This is a genomic window from Polaromonas sp., assembly GCF_010365105.1.
GTDB lineage: Bacteria > Pseudomonadota > Gammaproteobacteria > Burkholderiales > Burkholderiaceae_C > Polaromonas.
In genome coordinates, this window is sequence record NZ_JAAFGZ010000042.1 from 1 (window position 1) to 15,823 (window position 15,823).

13 protein-coding genes and 2 pseudogenes are annotated in these 15,823 nt (G+C 51.8%); 8 read left to right on the forward strand and 7 right to left on the reverse strand.

Annotation, left to right across the window (positions count from 1 at the left end; all coding sequences use genetic code 11):
• Positions 1 to 461 precede the first annotated feature (461 nt).
• Positions 462 to 668 (reverse strand): annotated as a pseudogene (locus GZ092_RS21270) (HigA family addiction module antitoxin); the annotation flags it as partial.
• 227 nt (positions 669 to 895) lie between these two features.
• Positions 896 to 2,884 (reverse strand): AAA family ATPase, encoded by a 1,989-nt coding sequence (locus GZ092_RS18880; protein WP_293638642.1) that lies wholly within the window; start codon positions 2,882 to 2,884, stop codon positions 896 to 898.
• 534 nt (positions 2,885 to 3,418) lie between these two features.
• On the opposite strand from GZ092_RS18880, the gene GZ092_RS18885 reads away from it, so the two are divergent.
• From GZ092_RS18885 to GZ092_RS18905, 5 genes are all read left to right on the forward strand, one after another.
• On the forward strand, positions 3,419 to 3,991 hold the full coding sequence (locus GZ092_RS18885) for a hypothetical protein (protein ID WP_293638643.1): 573 nt from the start codon (positions 3,419 to 3,421) through the stop codon (positions 3,989 to 3,991).
• Positions 3,988 to 5,352, forward strand: coding sequence for a 7-cyano-7-deazaguanine synthase (locus tag GZ092_RS18890; protein ID WP_293638644.1), 1,365 nt, complete (start codon positions 3,988 to 3,990; stop codon positions 5,350 to 5,352). The genes GZ092_RS18885 and GZ092_RS18890 overlap by 4 nt, the downstream gene beginning before the upstream one ends.
• Before the next feature lies 1 nt (position 5,353).
• Positions 5,354 to 6,523, forward strand: a complete 1,170-nt coding sequence (locus tag GZ092_RS18895) for an XRE family transcriptional regulator (protein ID WP_293638645.1) — start codon at positions 5,354 to 5,356, stop codon at positions 6,521 to 6,523.
• Complete coding sequence (locus tag GZ092_RS18900) at positions 6,498 to 7,136, forward strand: hypothetical protein (RefSeq protein ID WP_293638647.1); 639 nt, start codon at positions 6,498 to 6,500, stop codon at positions 7,134 to 7,136. Before GZ092_RS18895 ends, GZ092_RS18900 begins: the two co-directional genes overlap by 26 nt.
• 178 nt (positions 7,137 to 7,314) lie before the next feature.
• The gene (locus tag GZ092_RS18905; RefSeq protein WP_293638649.1) at positions 7,315 to 8,268 is read left to right on the forward strand and encodes a nucleotidyl transferase AbiEii/AbiGii toxin family protein; all 954 of its coding nucleotides are present in this window, start codon (positions 7,315 to 7,317) and stop codon (positions 8,266 to 8,268) included.
• Here GZ092_RS18905 and GZ092_RS18910 read toward each other — a convergent pair.
• The 5 genes and pseudogenes from GZ092_RS18910 to GZ092_RS18930 all read right to left on the reverse strand — a co-directional run bounded on the left by GZ092_RS18910 (position 8,200) and on the right by GZ092_RS18930 (position 13,375).
• Positions 8,200 to 9,087, reverse strand: coding sequence for a hypothetical protein (locus tag GZ092_RS18910; protein WP_293638650.1), 888 nt, complete (start codon positions 9,085 to 9,087; stop codon positions 8,200 to 8,202). The two genes, GZ092_RS18905 and GZ092_RS18910, sit on opposite strands and share 69 nt — an antisense overlap.
• Positions 9,088 to 9,491: 404 nt before the next feature.
• Positions 9,492 to 9,698, reverse strand: a complete 207-nt coding sequence (locus GZ092_RS18915) for a hypothetical protein (RefSeq protein ID WP_293638651.1) — start codon at positions 9,696 to 9,698, stop codon at positions 9,492 to 9,494.
• Positions 9,691 to 10,224: pseudogene (locus GZ092_RS18920) on the reverse strand (HAD domain-containing protein). The gene GZ092_RS18915 and the pseudogene GZ092_RS18920 overlap by 8 nt, the downstream one beginning before the upstream one ends.
• Positions 10,225 to 10,400: 176 nt before the next feature.
• On the reverse strand, positions 10,401 to 13,040 hold the full coding sequence (locus GZ092_RS18925; protein ID WP_293638652.1) for a relaxase/mobilization nuclease domain-containing protein: 2,640 nt from the start codon (positions 13,038 to 13,040) through the stop codon (positions 10,401 to 10,403).
• Positions 13,040 to 13,375, reverse strand: a complete 336-nt coding sequence (locus tag GZ092_RS18930; RefSeq protein WP_293638653.1) for a MobB mobilization protein — start codon at positions 13,373 to 13,375, stop codon at positions 13,040 to 13,042. Before GZ092_RS18930 ends, GZ092_RS18925 begins: the two co-directional genes overlap by 1 nt.
• Before the next feature lie 321 nt (positions 13,376 to 13,696).
• Here GZ092_RS18930 and GZ092_RS18935 point away from each other — a divergent pair, with 321 nt between their 5' ends.
• Genes GZ092_RS18935 through GZ092_RS18945 form a run of 3 tightly spaced genes read left to right on the forward strand, consistent with a single transcriptional unit; the run spans position 13,697 to position 15,626 of the window.
• Positions 13,697 to 14,128 (forward strand): hypothetical protein, encoded by a 432-nt coding sequence (locus GZ092_RS18935; RefSeq protein WP_293638654.1) that lies wholly within the window; start codon positions 13,697 to 13,699, stop codon positions 14,126 to 14,128.
• Positions 14,125 to 14,832, forward strand: coding sequence for a hypothetical protein (locus GZ092_RS18940; RefSeq protein WP_293638655.1), 708 nt, complete (start codon positions 14,125 to 14,127; stop codon positions 14,830 to 14,832). The genes GZ092_RS18935 and GZ092_RS18940 overlap by 4 nt, the downstream gene beginning before the upstream one ends.
• Entirely contained in the window at positions 14,829 to 15,626 is a 798-nt protein-coding gene (locus GZ092_RS18945) for a hypothetical protein (RefSeq protein WP_293638657.1), read from the forward strand. Before GZ092_RS18940 ends, GZ092_RS18945 begins: the two co-directional genes overlap by 4 nt.
• Positions 15,627 to 15,823 lie beyond the last annotated feature (197 nt).

Consider the following 15,823-nt stretch of genomic DNA (forward strand, 5'->3'; position numbering starts at 1 on the left):
GTCCACTTCACGGGCTTGAGTGCACACCACCAATGGAGTGCAACTGCTGCGATCTTGGGCGCCACTTCAAATTTCAGCAAGAACGGTATTCGCCAGGCTATTACGCCGATTAGAGGGTCAGGGCGCTACCGCGAGCGCCATACGTGACTGAAATTGGGGGTCATGGCGGTCAAGACGCCCGCATACGTGAGCTAATTTGTGGCTGCTGCCGCTGGAGGTGGCCCAGGCACGCTGCCGCAGCGCCATGCATGAACCGATTTAGAGTGATAGCGGGCAATTTGTCTGGATACGTGAGCCAATTAGAGGGTCAGGGCGCTACCGCGAGCGCCATACGTGACTGAAATTGGGGGTCATGGCCCGCTGAAGGCAGCTTCAGACATGCCGCCAGGCGTCATACGTGATGGAAATTGGGGTTCAGGCCCTTGAATCCGGCTGCAGGCGCACCGTTCGCCTTCAGCATTTCAAAAATCGTAAGCGCTTTGCATGCCGATCCACATTTCCCGGATGGTGCCCAACGCATTTTCCAGACGGACCGACAGATCGAAAGTTGTTGGTGCATGGCCGTCAATAATTTTCGACAAAGTAGCTCTGGTGAGATGAACATCCTCAGCGAACCGAGTGATCGCCAAGTCGTCCAGACCGCCCAGATACTCAACCAGAACAGCTCCTGGATAAGGAGGTTATGCATGTGAGTCATGGCATGGCAGTTCCTGATGATTTTCTTGTCCTTGTTTTACGAATCAGTTTATTGACACTTTATTCTCAAAAGCCCGCGCTGAAACCGGGTTTTTAAGGTGCCAACTAAATGGCCGTTTGACGAACACTATTTCATAAAAAGGATTAACCTTCAACCCCGGGCTTCCTACTTTTAACTGGTACGCCTACAGGGGGCAGGTCAACCAGGCGGGATACTTCTGGATTCATCGTTGTCCCGCAGCCAAAGCGCCGAGTTCGCTATCAGCTGCGTCACTAACGCATTTTTTCGTCCAAGCGCGTTCGAGGTAGTGGTGTCATGCTTGGTCTCAAGTAATTCCTGCAGTCGGTTGAGCGACCGATCATGCAGGGACCGAATGGCCTTCCACCTGGTTTTCTCAGACAAGCGCGCCAAGCAGCGGACAGAAACTGCATGGGCTATCAGCCGCCCTTGGTACCCTTGGTCCGTGTGATCGTTCCGGTTGAACCGCCCAAGCGCGATGTCGTCTACTGTGATGTCGAACAGCAGTCGCAGCTCCGGCTCGTCCAGCAAGAGAAACCCATACTCATGGGCGCGCTCGCCAACCGGGATTGCGTAGTCCTCGACGAAAAGAATGAAGCCGTCGTCTTTGACCAGTCGAGCCAAAGCTGAGCCTCCACCAAATTCATCCAGCCATTCAGCCGGTCGGACTTCGTGCAATACGTTGCAGACGATGGCGATGTCAGCAAAACTCTCACCCCGAGCCTCTTGCACGGCATCAAGCGACTTGAATGCACGGCGCTTATCCTCAGTCCCATACAGAACCTCACACTGCTTTTGGCAGTGCTCAGCCTCGTCGCCCCATGGCTCGTAGGCGACGTAGTCAATCAGGCCGGAGAGGGGCTTCCCGTCTGCAGCATCAGCCATTGCGTCGAGGAGTCGCCCTTTGCCAGAACCAAAGTCAAGGATTGCCAGCGGCCGATCAGCTGGTCTTAGCTTGTTCAGCAAATCTCGGATCTGGTCCAGCTGTGGGTCCTGGCCACCGTAGTGGATGACGCCCGGCGGCAGCAGGCACTGGCGCAGCAGCAGAAATGACGCATAGCGTGACGCCAGAAGTGTCAGATCGTTGACGCGACTAGCGCCATCGGGCCCGCCTAGGAGGCTGTTCAACACTTTCCCTGGAGCACGGCCAGCACGGCTGAACTTGCCACTTTCGGCAAACCACAAGCAATCAGGGTCTGTCGCCGACAGGTGAGCAATCAGCGGAACCGAATGCGTAGCGATCCAAAGCTGACCATCAGTCAGCACTTTCCTCAGCTGGTCAACGAGATCATTCAGCACAGCAGGATGCAGATGGTTCTCCGGTTCGTCCAAGAAGACAATGCAGTCCGTTAACGAAGCCTGCCGGGCGTGGAGCATGCACGCGAGTTGAAATAGCACCTTCTGCCCTTCCGACAACAGCAGGTCGTAGCGGTCAGTCAACCCTTCGAGCTTGAGGTTCTGAGTATTAGACAACTCAAAATCAACTCCTTCTCCTAGCAAGCTAGCCAGCACGCCGACGAGTTTCTCCTCGGCTTCCTGCTTGTCGGTGTCTGAAGTGGGTATCCGCGCGCCTCTCTCTCTCGTGGCAGCACGCATGACTGACCTGGCGTACGCGGGAGCGCCAATGTGGGAGCCTTCAGCTGCCAGCCCGGATGCAAACCTATCGGCCTGCTGCGCGGCCTCAGATTCGTTGCCTTCTGCTGGATCTTTCAGCTCGGTCGACTTCGGAACGAAGAAAACGATCTTGGGCGGCTCTTCACCGCTCATGACGAGAGCGTCCGATGCCGAAAGCGTTTGGCGGTGCCGTTCAATCTCCGATTCATTGGAAGCAATATTTCTACGGAGCTGCTCCAGTTGGCCAGGGTTTTCTCCGTCTCGCAACCCCTCCGTCTCTATCCGCTCGACTTCCGCTTGATAGTGGAGCTTGCTAGAGTGATTCTGAGCAATTTGATAGTCCGCCTGGCTACGGGCTTCAGGGGTGAGGTGCTTCCTTGAAACGTCATCAAGCAATTTCAGCAAACGCGTCTTCCCTGACCCATTCTTGCCAGCAATGACCACACATTGACCGAAGTCACGTAGTTGCAGGGGCTCATCCATCGGCAACGTTGGGAAGCCGATGCCCATGGATTCGTATACCTGTCTGTTCAAGTTGATGGCTTCAATTCGCAAGGTTTCTCCCGTCTGTTGTTTTTTTATACTGTATGGCGGCTCACGCCAACCCGTTTATTCACTCTGTCTCGGTCCGCCCAGGACCGCGTCATGGGTCGAGCTCATGTAGCGTAACTCGGACTAGTAATGTGCGAATCCCCCAGAAAGCCGAACGACTGCTTCGAGCCCGGTGTTGTGAGCTCGGTCTTCTACGATGGCTGGCTCCAACCGCTGCAATTGAGACGTTCCAATTTTGCCAGTGACTGTCCGCGACGGGCCTCTTCCTACCTGCCATGAATGAGCGCCGACGGGTGGGTAAGGCATAGCAGTTGAACCACCAGAAAGCTGTCGTTGGCTACAGGCAATAAACGCTCTGTTGCGAACTTTAGATTAGTGCCAACAAAACGACCGTTCAAGGAACACTAATTCAACAATGAAATTCCACTTGATGCGCTCAGTAACAGCCTTTTAAGCCACTTTGAAATCGCCGATCTTTTAAAAATTTGACATTGTCGTATTTTATCATATATATTCTGACAAACAGGAGGTCGGAAGATGAGCGATGGACCACATAGAAGTCTGCAAATGCGAAAACTTTGGAAAGTACTAGCCATGCGTGCGGATCAATCCGCTTACGCTGCCGAAGAGGTGGCAGAAGCTGTAACGAATGCGCTCATCGGTGACTTCAAAAACGAAGTTAAGTTTTCGCTGCTCAGTGCTTTGAAAGCCATCTTCACTGGACTTAACAACTCTTTGGAAAGCCCTGAAATTGCACTTCAAGAGTTGGCAGATGCTAAGTCTTTAGCAGCCGGGTCAGTTTTTGGAATGAACGCTGTTGAATGGAGTATTGAGCTAATTAGAAACGGTAAATTTGGTTTGGATGCTTTTTATGATGCGGTGGGCCTTGCTGCCAAGATGCGTGGTTATGCAAACATAAGATCAGCTGAAGAGCATTACGTTCGTAAATCAACCCTTGAGCGAGCAGTTCACCTAAAGCAGCGACTCACTAGCGCTGTCTCGGGCCTATCAGAAGGCCTTTTGGGTTCAATCCTGGTCGGTTCTGAGTTTGCGTCAGCCCAGCGCTCAAGGAAAAAGACCCATCTTGATGAAGGAGTGCAGCTGTCATGAGCGCGATACCCCTTAGTGAGTTAGTCGTTGACGTGGTTGAGCCTGGTGCCCTCCGGCGAAAAGGTGCGGTTGCTTGTCAGATTGATAACAACATCACCTTTGATCTCAATGCACTTGCATCCTTTTCCTCACACAAGTGGCAACCGGCGGTGTATGACATCCTGATTGTGGCCGCTGTGGTGGAGTTCTGTGATCGTAGTCTTGCGCGAAGTGCTTTGAACTGGGGGCGAAAGTTCTCCGTACACGTACCCGTTCATGATCATGTCAGATGGACGGACAGGGCAGTAACTAGGGCGTTAGTTGAGGCGTTAAACCTACTTACTGGAGACGATTGGAACTTCGAATTTCGTTCTCGCAAGGCATCTGCACTGGCGCCCGTTCAAGATCGCATGGGGTTCCCATTGAACGCGGAAGCTGTCTTGGCGTTTAGTGATGGCATGGATTCATGTGCAGTCGCTGGGCTTGAGGGCAAACGTCTGGGCAACCGCTTGGTGCGAATAAGAGTTGGCAATAAGCAGCGTGACATTTCAAGCAAGGAACGCCGACGGCTTCCTTTTGCGGCTCTTCCCTATACCGTCAAGCTTGATGGGGGAAGAAATGCCGAGAGCACCGCTCGCAGCCGAGGGTTCAAGTTCAGTGTCGTATCCGCAATTGCTGCTTATTTGATAGATGCGCAATCGGCCATTGTTCCCGAAAGCGGGCAGGGAGCATTGGCACCAGTTCTTCTTCCTGTTGGGCAGGGTTATGAGGACTATCGAAATCACCCTGTTTTTACTGCATTGATGGAACGGTTTTTCAATGCCCTGCTCGGATATCAAATCAAGTATCAATTTCCGCGTTTGTGGAAGACCAAGGGGGAAACCCTTCGCGAGTTTGTCGACAATTGCAGCGATGGCGCGCAGTGGCAGCAAACCAGGTCGTGTTGGCAACAATCTCGACAGGTGGCCGTTTCCGGAAAAAGACGCCAATGCGGAATTTGTGCGGCTTGTATGCTTCGCCGTCTCAGTGTTCATGCCGCTGGCTTGAGTGAACCGTCAGAAAACTACGTGTGGGAATCGTTGAAGTCTGATACCTGGGAAGCTGGAGCGGCAAAAACCTTTCGTTCCTTTACGCCTGCCTTGCGCGAATACTCGATTGCGGGAGTGCTTCATTTTGAACACCTCGCTTCAATTCCCGACTCCGTACAGTATGAATTAATTAAACGCCGAAGCATTAGCGAGCTGGCTCGTTCACTGGGAGAATCCCCGCCTGTCGTGGCGCAAAACCTTAATCGGCTTTTGCAGCAACACGCTATGGAATGGGCAGCATTTACTAGTGATCTTGGGTCAGAATCGTTCGTGAGGCAATGGATAAAAACGTAGTATGACCATGCCAAAATATGAGCTAAGTCCAGCAGATTTGGGCGAAAGATTAAAGATTGCGCGGGAGACCGCAAACATTACCCAGGATGCCGCCGCCAAGGTAGCAGGTATTGCTCGTACCACGCTTGTCTCGATTGAGAAAGGGCAACGCAGCGCTAGGCTTGATGAAATCCAGGCGCTGAGCCGTTTTTATGGTGTATCTGCCAATGCGCTGCTACGCCAAGAGGCTATTCATGTCGACCTTGTCCCCCGCTTTCGGTCACTTCCGGAAACTGGCGACGTCGGCGTCGAGATGGCTGCGCGGATGCTCAATGACCTCGTCAAGGCCGAGGTAGAACTCGAGAACATTCTGGGCATCCAGAAACCGCATAACTATCCGGTAGAAAAAACAATTTTGCCGGGCGATGTCCGTGTGCAAGCTGATCATGACGCGCAAAGCTTGCGCAATTGGCTTGGGCTTGGGGAAGGACCTGTTCAAAACCTGTTTGCGCTTCTGGAACTGCAGCTTGGGGTGCGAATCTATGCACGCAAACTCGATCCTAAAGTCTCCGGGCTATTTGCCTACGATGAAACTATTGGCGCATGCATCTTGATCAATGCTAACCACCGAAAAGATCGCCGAACCATGACCGGTGCTCATGAGCTTGGTCATTTTATTGCGACTCGACGTCGGCCGGAGATCTATCAAGATCAGAAATACGAGAACTCTCGAGAAGAACGATATGCCAATGCGTTCGCAAACGCGTTTCTTACGCCGGCCCGCGCCGTGATGGGAAAGTTCAGGGAGGTGACTATAGGGTCAACCCATCTGACCCGCAGGCATATCATTGTGCTTGCCAACTTTTTTGGTGTGTCGCGTCAGGCGATGGTGCTACGGCTTGAAGAACTGGACTTGACGAAGAATGGAACCTGGGATTGGTTTAAGGACAATGGCGGCATCACTGACGAACAAGTTCGTCAGGTCCTTGGCTCAGCTGCGCAGGATTCAATCCTCAGCGACGGAACTCAATCATCGCGGCTCTTCTTACTGGCTATAGATGCATGGAAAAAGGATCTGATCAGCGAGGGGCAGATGTCGGAGATGCTGAAACTGGATCGAAAGAAAATTCGTGAACTGGTCGATGAGGCTGAAGAAGACAATATAGATGACCTTTTCAAGCTTTCTCACTGATCAGCACGAGGCGCTCGTCCTCGATGCCAGCGTTCTCATAAACCTGCTTGCGACAGGAAATGCAGGCTCTATTCTTCTAGCACTGGATGTACCGCTCCTCGTGACCGAACATGTCGTCCGTGAAATCGGGCGGGGTATAAGCGATGGCCGTCTAGAATCTGAAATGTTGGCTCCCTTGATAGAAGACCAAGTTTTAATAGTAGAGGAGCTTACCGGCCCGTCGTTAGAGCATTTTTTTGAAATGGTGTCTGGACAAACTTCAAACACTCTTGGCGATGGCGAGGCTGCTACCCTCGCGCTCGCACATAGCAAAGGCTTCTCAGCTGCTATTGATGAGAGGAAGGCGACTCGTATCGCGGCTGAACGCTTTGGAAAACTGAAACTCATTACGACCGTAGATATTCTTGCCTGTGCACCTGTCCAGGCATCGCTGGGGCGCGCAAGGCTAGCGAGCATGACTCTTCAGGCCTTGAGGCTTGCAAGAATGCAAGTATGGGACCATCAATTTGATTGGGTTGTTCAGTTGATTGGACAAGAAAATTTAGGGGAATGCCCAAGCTTGAAAAAGCTCTCACGCCGCAGGTCGACTGCTCTCAGTAACTACCAAGCTTAGCGTTGTAACTACGATTATAAAAGGGCGAATACCTATGTGCCAACGCCTGCGAGTACATCTTGGCCTGACGTCGACTCCAGGCACTGTTCCACTTTTAACCAGAGCAGATGAGAAAAACTGCTTAATGACTATTTTCAATTGATTTGTAACGTGGCCTATGCGCCAGCAAAGGAATTGCATGGCGAAAAAAGCTCAAGATTTGATGGCTCGTGAGGTCCAGTTACTTGAAAAGGTTAAACGCTGGGGAGTGCAGGCCATGTTCTCGGATGACGAGTTGTTAGACGAACTGGTACTAAAAGGAGGGAACGCCATGGCCCTCGTTCATCGCCTCAGCGCACGCGCCTCGGTGGACTTGGACTTTTCTATGAGTCACGATTTTCCCAATGGAATCGAGGCGATGCAGGTACGGATTGAAAAGGCCTTGGTAGCAACCTTCCGAGAGAACGGATTTGAGGTCTTCGATTTAAAAATGGCAGAGAAGCCAAAGGCGACCCAAGAAGACGATATGGCGAATTTCTGGGGGGGCTATGGCATTGAATTCAAACTAATCACAGCCGATCTGTTCAAACTTCATTCACCAAACCTTGAATTGCTTCGAAAGCACGCGCTTACCATTGGCAAGGGACCGAAATTTTTGATCGATATCAGTCGGTTTGAATACACAGTGGGGAAGCAATCTGTCGACTTCGATGGATACAGAATTTATGTTTATTCTCCTGAAATGATCGTCTGTGAGAAGCTACGTGCAATCTGCCAACAAATGCCGGAATACGGGCCAATTATTAAACGGTCACGTGCAGGAAGTGCCCGTGCACGCGATTTTATTGACATTCATGTTTTGGTCGACACGTTGAAGCTGGATCTAACATCCGAGCAAAACAAAGAAATGTTAGCTCAAATGTTCAAATTGAAAAAAGTGCCATTGTCATTTCTTGGACGTATATCAGAGTATGCGGACTTCCATCGCGCGGATTTTCCTGCCGTTCAGGCCACGATGGTTGCGGGTGCCAATGTAAATGACTTTGATTTCTATTTCAATTTTACGCAAGACTTGGTCAACTTGTTAAAACCCCTCTGGGACAAAGAGGCGCCAAGCCTTGATGTAACTCGTTTTCCCCATCTCATAAGTTAGGTAGAAATCCTGTTCTATGGGAAGACTTCGGAGCAGGTCTAGCTGGGACGATTTGTATCCTGCGCGCTCAAGGTAGTACCCAATGGCTTGATGGAACGGGTAGATGAAGTCCAGCTTGCGCAGCATCGCGGTTAGCTTATTAATGGAGACTTCTCCTTTAGCTGCTTCATATGCCTTTGCCACTTCAAAGACTCCACCAGCGTAAAAAGGGCGAACGGTGATGTCAATGAGCGTTCGCTCCAGACCACTTAGCCGGGCAAGCATCTTGTCCGCACTCCCATCGCTCACTTCTTGTGTCACAACGCCAAGGTGATTGGTATACGAGCCGCTGAGGAGGTAAATACGATTGTCGGCCAGTTCAATCCAATTGTTCGATATTCGAGGGGGTCCATTGAAAGCAGCCTCAATCTGAGCTTGATTTACAGATGAATGTGAAGGTACTGTTTTTGTTGTCCGTTCATCCGTTAAGTAAATTGACTTGGGAACCTGCTCCGTTAGGCCATGCATTCGCAACGCCGTGTAGTGGCTGAAATAAAGGCTCTTGCTGATATGCAGCAGTATCTTTAGAAGAGGGACCTCTCCCCAGACATAGCACGGTTTCGAGCGCTGAGGAAATTTGAAGTCGAGTAGCTTAAGGTGGGAGTGCTCGGTCAAAAAACTGATGAAATCTCTTGTTGTAGTGCGTTGAGCTAACCGCCAGAAACCTCGGTTCGACGCAAGAATTGCGGCGATTTCCTTTTGCTTTAAGACAGGAGTTGGATAGTTGTTGAAAAAGCTGACGATGTCTGGCTTCGCAATCTGAATTCTGGTCTTGTTCATTCCAACCTCGTTTTTGGAAACGACTGCAAGCCAGACCACATGCTTTGCAGACTTTAAATTTTTTACTTTTTGGACTAGAGCTGAAGCTTGCTAAGTAGCATTCATGCTACTTAGCATAACATAACATAGAACGAAATAGATATTTCGAGCTTTTGAAAAGGCTAACCCACCAAAGATTTTCAGATATTTGATCAACCTTCTGAAGTGCTATGCAGCGTTTACGCTGCATAGCATATCACAGAAATGATTTCTACACTTTTTAAAAGAAAAGTATTTCCCCCCTTAGAGACGATAAGTGAGGTCGAATCTAGTTTCTGGCTCTCAATAGGTAAGCCTTTTGATGAAGAAATTTCAGTCTCGCATTCAAAAATCACTTTTTTATTTGACATAAAATTTACGCTACGCTATGCTACGCAGCGTGAACGCTGCGTAGCATGGTGTCGTGTTTTATAAAAAATTTTCGTTTTATTGATGAAATGTAAGGCCTTGACATGCTTTTCGAATGATTTCAAACGCTGCGTTGCCAACCCTAGTTTCTTGCCAAATAAATGATCGGTTTCTTGAAAAGGCACCAGCAGCCTGAGTTGACATAACGGCAGTTCGTCAGTCATGCCATGTCATTGGATCGACCAGATGGGCTGCATGAATTTGTCCCAGGCGTTGGATCAGCAAGGCCCGCACCGCCGGGTCTGAAAGGCCCGTGTCGCCGTGGGTATGCACCAGCTTGTCTAGGTCGCCAGCGCCCCAGCCTTCGGGCTGGTCATCAATCGCAACCCAGTGCACAAGCCCGGCGCGGGTAGCATACCGTTTGATTTGCTGGTAGCGCGTTGCCTCGTCCCACCAGGTCGTAAGGCTGCGAAAGCCGTCGCGCTTGAACGACATAGCGCTGTGCCAGGTCAAACCAATCACACGGGCGCTCAATTCATCCGGTAGCTAGCCACGGGCGCGGCTGAATGACAACTCACGCGCCCAGCTCGTGCTCAACACGATTTGCACCTCGGGAAAGTCGGCCAGTGCATCTTCCAGAAGCGGTACCCACATCATCAACTCGCCCTCGGCTTTGAGCGTTGGGCGGCCATTGACCAAATACGCCGCGTCCGAGTGCAGCACGCCATCGAAGTCAAGAAAAAGGATCATGCCTGCTCCAGCTTAACGCCTGTCATGCATCAAACGAGGCGCAATCCACTGCAGTCGAGTCGATATATCTTGATCAAAGCCGTCGCCAGGAAATACAGCATGAGGTGAGGAATTTTTCGTTTCTTGCGCGGCGTCGGCGGTTGTTTTGAATTGACCATGATTCCTCCTGGTTCTGTTTAGCGGCCTTGGCCTTTGGCAAGCGCACGCTGCTTGTTCTCTTCCGTTTGCATGGCGTTGCGTACTTCACGGAGTAACGTTCTCATGCCCTCTTCGCCATTCTTCCTCTCGATCTCGTTGCCCGGTGCAAACCGCCCGTGGCCGGTGTCGATGCCGTCGTATTTCAGGTTTTTAGTGAGTTCGGCTGTCTTGTAGAGCTTCACTTTGTCGTTCACCTGAACGGCGACAAATTCACTATTTGAGGCGATGACAACGCCGCCTGCCGGGGTGTCGTTGTCGGCCTGTGTCGTGGCTGAGAGTGCCAACTTGCTGGAAGGCTCGGCGGCTGCCTTGGCCGCGTCGATCTGCTGGTGAATATCGGCCAGCTTGACGCCTTCCGCCAGCCGGCGTTCTTCGGCCAGTTGCTCGGCTTCGGCTTGCTTGGCTTTTTCTTCTTGCGCCAGGCGGTGAGCTTCAGCAACCTCAGCAGCTTCGGCGGCTGGCTGGTCATTCTCGGGCGCCTGGGAGGTAACAGCCTCCTTGACAACGGTTGGCACCAAGACAAGTTTTATGGGCTTGGCCCTGCGCCCTGGCACTGTGTCCTGCTCTGCGGGTTGGCGTGATGGCGTCAAGACCGCTTCTGCGGCTTTCTCCAGCCTCAAGCTTGCTTGGCGCTCGGCTTGGTATTTTTCCGCCTGCAGCCGCTCGCGCAAGACCTCCAGGGCCGGATCTGCAAACCTGCAGCTCAAATTGTTGGCCACAGCCACGGCGACAGCGTCGTGCTGAAACGCTGCCGGGCCCGTGAGGGTCAGCACGTTGCCAAATTTCTCCTGCCCGATCGCCAGCGCCGCGGCAATGCCGGCTTCGGAGTTCAGATCCAAAATGACAATCGTTCGCCCTTCGTCCCGGAACACGTCTTTATCAAATAGCTGGTAAGTGGTGTGCTGGCGCGCATCGACCGTGAGTGTGAGCCATCGCAGCGTGGTTGCGACCGGGCTGGTGCTCGCTACTCGGCTTTGCTCGCTGGCTGGCAGGACGTGCAGGCTGACAATTTGCGGCTGATCTTTCCACTGTCGGTACATCGGCAGCGGCTTGTACCTGGCCTGCAGCGCCTGGCGCTCGGCCTTGTGCTGCGCCGACAGTTCCAGTTTTTGGGCGGCTTGCTGCATGGCCGTGAAGCTCACCAGCAGGTTCCTTGCTTGGCCTTCGCCTTTCCAGTTCCCTGCCAAAAGGACGGATCGTTCGGCTTTTAATTTCCTGGCAAGCGCTGCGCGTTCGCCCTCATGGCGCTTTTGTAGCGCCATCGTGTCGTGCGTTTTGGCGGTTTGTTGGGCGTCACGGAGGGCTGTGTATTCATCCCAGCCGGGTTGGTTCGCCCTCAAGGGCTGGTTCGTTCTCCGGGTCGCAAGCCCGTCTGCTCTAGATGGATTCGCCGCATGGCGCCGGCTTGCTCCGAGTTGGTGCCCACTGGGAATGCGCCCGTTCGGCTGTAATGCGCTTGCAACTCCTCCGGCGTGTGCTCGCCCCGTTTCAACTGCACGAAAAGCATCGGCTCGTCCTGCGCCAGCTCGCCCGGCAGCATCTCCGGCAACTCGTCCGGCACCCCATCGCAATCCGTCAGCAGATCGTCCACCAGCACGTGCATCAAGGTGCAGTACACCCGCACGCCGGGTCTGGCCTTGATTTGTAAGGACTGCCAGATGGCATTCGGACAGCTTGCGCATACCGTGTCGGGGCGCTTTTCCAGGCGCAGCAGGGTGCGGCTCTTGGGGGTGATGGTGGTACTCATTGGGGTTGATTTCCTGAGGGGGTTGATAAGGGCCAAAACGCTTTTGTAAATTTCCAAAGCTGGCTTTGCGGTCCACGTCGCTGGCCTTGACAGCAATGCCGCCCACGTAGACTTTGGCGCCCGAGCCTTCGCGGCGGTATTCAAGCCCGGCTGCCGCCATTTGCGTGTGCAGGTCTTTCCAGCTGGTGGCTTTGGCAATGAGGGGCGCAGCCTGCTCGATACCAATCCGCTGCGCTGACTTTTCGCCGGTTTGCACTTCCATGGCCTGCGCTGCAGAGGTGGGCTGCAGCGGTTTTTTGCCTGCGGTGAAAATCTGCGGGCGCTTAGTGGCCGAGTCCATGACAAGCTCGGCGTTGTCATTCGTCAGGTAGCGGGCACCAGCCTCGATACTCCAGCCCTGCCTTTTTTCAATGATCGCAATGGCTTGCTGCGCGGCCTCCTTGTCGAAGCCTTTGTTGATCTTGATGACTTTGCAGGTATCCGGATGCACCCGATTCACCGCAATATGCAAATGCACATTGTCCGTGTCGTCATGCAAGCCCGTGATGTACTGGTGGCCGGTGAGTCCACACTGCTTGATAAAAATAGCGGCGGCTTGCTGCGCCTGCAATGCGGTAGGCTTTTCATTGGATTGCCAGCTCAACACCCAATGGTCGATCGGGTCTTTTGATTTCACCGCCTCCTGTGACAGCGCGATCATTTCCAGCGTTTGCGATTTTAAATCGTCGGTTAAAAAATTCACCGCTTCGCTGAAAATACACTTTTCAACCTGGTTGGACAGCTCTGGCTCGGTGATGTATTCACAAAGCCCAGCCACGCGGGCAGATTTGCCGCTGCTCTTTTTGGTGTTGGGTATCTTCTTGGCAATCATTAGGCATGATTCTTTTCATGCAGCGTTTTAATGTAGCGGCGGATTTCAATCAGCACGTCCCTCGACTCCACACCCAGCACACCCGCACTTTCATTGTGCAGGTGTTTGAGCAGTCGGCCCAGGCGCTGCACCTCTTTGACCATCACCAAGTCTGCATTGGCAATGACGGGTCGCCCAAAGTACCGGGCGCGGATCAAGGCGCTCATTGACAAAGCGGCCATGTCCGCATCATCCCTCAGGCGCTCTTTTTCTTCTAAGGTAAGGCGGACATTGACAATGGTGTCAAGTCCGTCATCGCCTATCTTTTGAAAAACCATTCGGCGCTCCAGTTGCACGGATATTGAATATTGAATCTTCGATATTGAATTTTGGGTAAGCGGGTCAAGGGCGCAGCCTTTGCAGGGGTGAGTGGCAAGGTGAGAAGGCGCAGCCGCCGAACGTTGACACGTGCCTTGGCGCACATATTGAAATCGAAGATTTCTATATGTGTGACAAGGTCCATCCTGTAACTAGGTCTGCGCATTAATCAACTCCGCTATTCTATAAACAATTGCCAAGAATAAAAATAACAAAATCACGAAAACGCAAAATAAACCCAATGATTTGATTTTAACGTGATTAGAATACGCCAACAATCATTTCTTTGAAAGACAGACATGGCAACAACACAAACAAAACGCGAACTTTTTGAGGCATCGGAATACCTTAAGAAAATGGATCAGATGATTGCAAATCTTCGGACCAAAAAGCCGGGCGAGCTGGCGGGCAAAGTCGGCAAGAATGAAATACTGACCATGCGCCGTGAAGCGCTTCAGCAGTTGGTCAAGGACGGCTACACGATTCAGCAGATTGCCGACGCAATGAAAGATGATGTATTCGGTATATTGCCAAAATCAATCACACAAGTCATCAACAACAAAAAGAAAAAAGCACGCGCTGCCAAACCGGTGAATGATGAGGTTTCTAAAGAAGCAGTCAGGGCCAATTCAAAATCAGACGCGCATTCTGAAACGGCCAAATCGGGCATTGAGCCAAGCAACAGCTACAAACCGCACAAACAGGTTACCAAAATAGAAGAGGCCGAATGATGAAGACATACGTGTATGCCACAGGGGGTAAGGGTGGCGTTGGCAAGTCATTAATGTCCATGCTCTTTGCGGACTACCTGGCAATGACAAAAGACGTGTTGTTGATTGACACGGACATGACCAATAGCGATTGCTATGCGGTCTACAAAAACGGCAAACAATCGAACATTGAATGCAAGGTGCAGCAACTACGCTCGGAAGATACCAGTGGCCAGGTTGACGTCAGCGGTCTGATGGCTACGTTCGATGATGACCGTGAATGTGTCGTCGTCGATGCCCCGGCCGGCGATACTGTATTGCTGTCAAATGCTGGCGGCGCGATTGCCGAGATGTGCGCGGAATACAAAGCCAAATCGACAATTGCTTGGATGGTGGACAGTGCAGACCGGACTGGTGTCAATGCGCTGAATGCGGCCATTGAGCAGATTAAATCGGTCGATTTGATCTTGCTGATCAGGAACTACAAAACCAGCAGTGATTTTGATTTTTTTGAAAATTCAAAAACGATCGAAAAAATTAAGGCGTTGGGCAATGTGAGGATTATTGATTTGCCCAAAGTCGCATCCCGCATCACGCAGCGCATCAGGATTGATCGCGCCAGTTTTGCACAAATGTGTTCAACAGACACGCCAGTGGGTGATCGTGTTGAAGCCCGCAGAATTCGAGCTCTGATGCACAGAACGCTTGAAAATGTTGGACTATGAAGTTTGCAAAAGCGTTTGAAACGCTGAACGGCCGTCCACCTGAAACGGCTGATATTCTGCGATTTCAGAGACTGACGAACGCGCTGGAAACAACGCCCGAAGATGCCATATTGTCAATATTTGTGGCATGTGATCATTACGAAATGATGTATGAAAAAATTCCGGGTTTGATCAACGACGCCCTGAACAATTCAGTAGCGAGTGCGCAACGTGCTGCCAATTTTGTAATTAACGATGCCTCCAAAAAAGTTCAAGCGGTGGTTGCTGAGTCGCTAGAGCCGCTTGCGGAAAAAGCATTTAAGGATGGTGTTAAAAAATACATCGACTTGTTGGACACGAAAGCGCAAAGTTCTGCAAGATTTAAAACGACCGCAATGGCTGTCGCTGTCGTCGCCGTTGTGTTTTTGGTTGGGTTGCTTTTAGGATTCGGCGGCGGCACCTGGTCGCGCTCCGACGCTGATGAAAAACTGATTGCTTCGGCTGCGGCCAGTCGGACAGCTGTTGCGGGTCAACTTGCCCAAAAAGACTCGGAGACGGCTGCGGCGATATTGAATTTGAAAGCTGAACAGACTGCAACGATTGCGAATTTGAATGCGGCCAAAGGGTGGTCCGGTACAGCAGAAGGCCAACTGGCTTATAAATTTTTCACCGTCGGGTCTGGGGCGCTGGCGGCGAAGTGCCAGGGTGAACACTGGACCCTTGGCAAAACAGGCCAAGGGGAAAAAATATGTATTCCCCAGCATGAGACCTGGTCAGGATGGAAAGAGGGTGGTGCGGGTTGGGTGATACCGTGATTTTTGACAAATGATTTAAACGGCCTGCGGGCCGTTTTTTCTTGGTCTACGATCCTCGGTTGGGCGAAATGTGCCTGCGGTGACCTATTTGGCAATGCCGAGAAATACCGCCAAGCACCGCTCAATCTGGCTAATTTTGCCCACCCCCCAAAAAAGACAAATCAGCTGGACGGTCGGCTGCAACGGTAGAAATCGGT

Bases quoted from the DNA above. Each gene is read 5' to 3' on its own strand.
- GZ092_RS18885 (WP_293638643.1), top strand. From the start codon at position 3,419: ATGAGCGATGGACCACATAGAAGTCTGCAAATGCGAAAACTTTGGAAA.
- GZ092_RS18890 (WP_293638644.1), top strand. From the start codon at position 3,988: ATGAGCGCGATACCCCTTAGTGAGTTAGTCGTTGACGTGGTTGAGCCT.
- GZ092_RS18895 (WP_293638645.1), top strand. From the start codon at position 5,354: ATGACCATGCCAAAATATGAGCTAAGTCCAGCAGATTTGGGCGAAAGA.
- GZ092_RS18900 (WP_293638647.1), top strand. From the start codon at position 6,498: ATGACCTTTTCAAGCTTTCTCACTGATCAGCACGAGGCGCTCGTCCTC.
- GZ092_RS18905 (WP_293638649.1), top strand. From the start codon at position 7,315: ATGGCGAAAAAAGCTCAAGATTTGATGGCTCGTGAGGTCCAGTTACTT.
- GZ092_RS18910 (WP_293638650.1), bottom strand. From the start codon at position 9,087: ATGAACAAGACCAGAATTCAGATTGCGAAGCCAGACATCGTCAGCTTT.
- GZ092_RS18915 (WP_293638651.1), bottom strand. From the start codon at position 9,698: ATGACTGACGAACTGCCGTTATGTCAACTCAGGCTGCTGGTGCCTTTT.
- GZ092_RS18925 (WP_293638652.1), bottom strand. From the start codon at position 13,040: ATGATTGCCAAGAAGATACCCAACACCAAAAAGAGCAGCGGCAAATCT.
- GZ092_RS18935 (WP_293638654.1), top strand. From the start codon at position 13,697: ATGGCAACAACACAAACAAAACGCGAACTTTTTGAGGCATCGGAATAC.
- GZ092_RS18940 (WP_293638655.1), top strand. From the start codon at position 14,125: ATGATGAAGACATACGTGTATGCCACAGGGGGTAAGGGTGGCGTTGGC.
- GZ092_RS18945 (WP_293638657.1), top strand. From the start codon at position 14,829: ATGAAGTTTGCAAAAGCGTTTGAAACGCTGAACGGCCGTCCACCTGAA.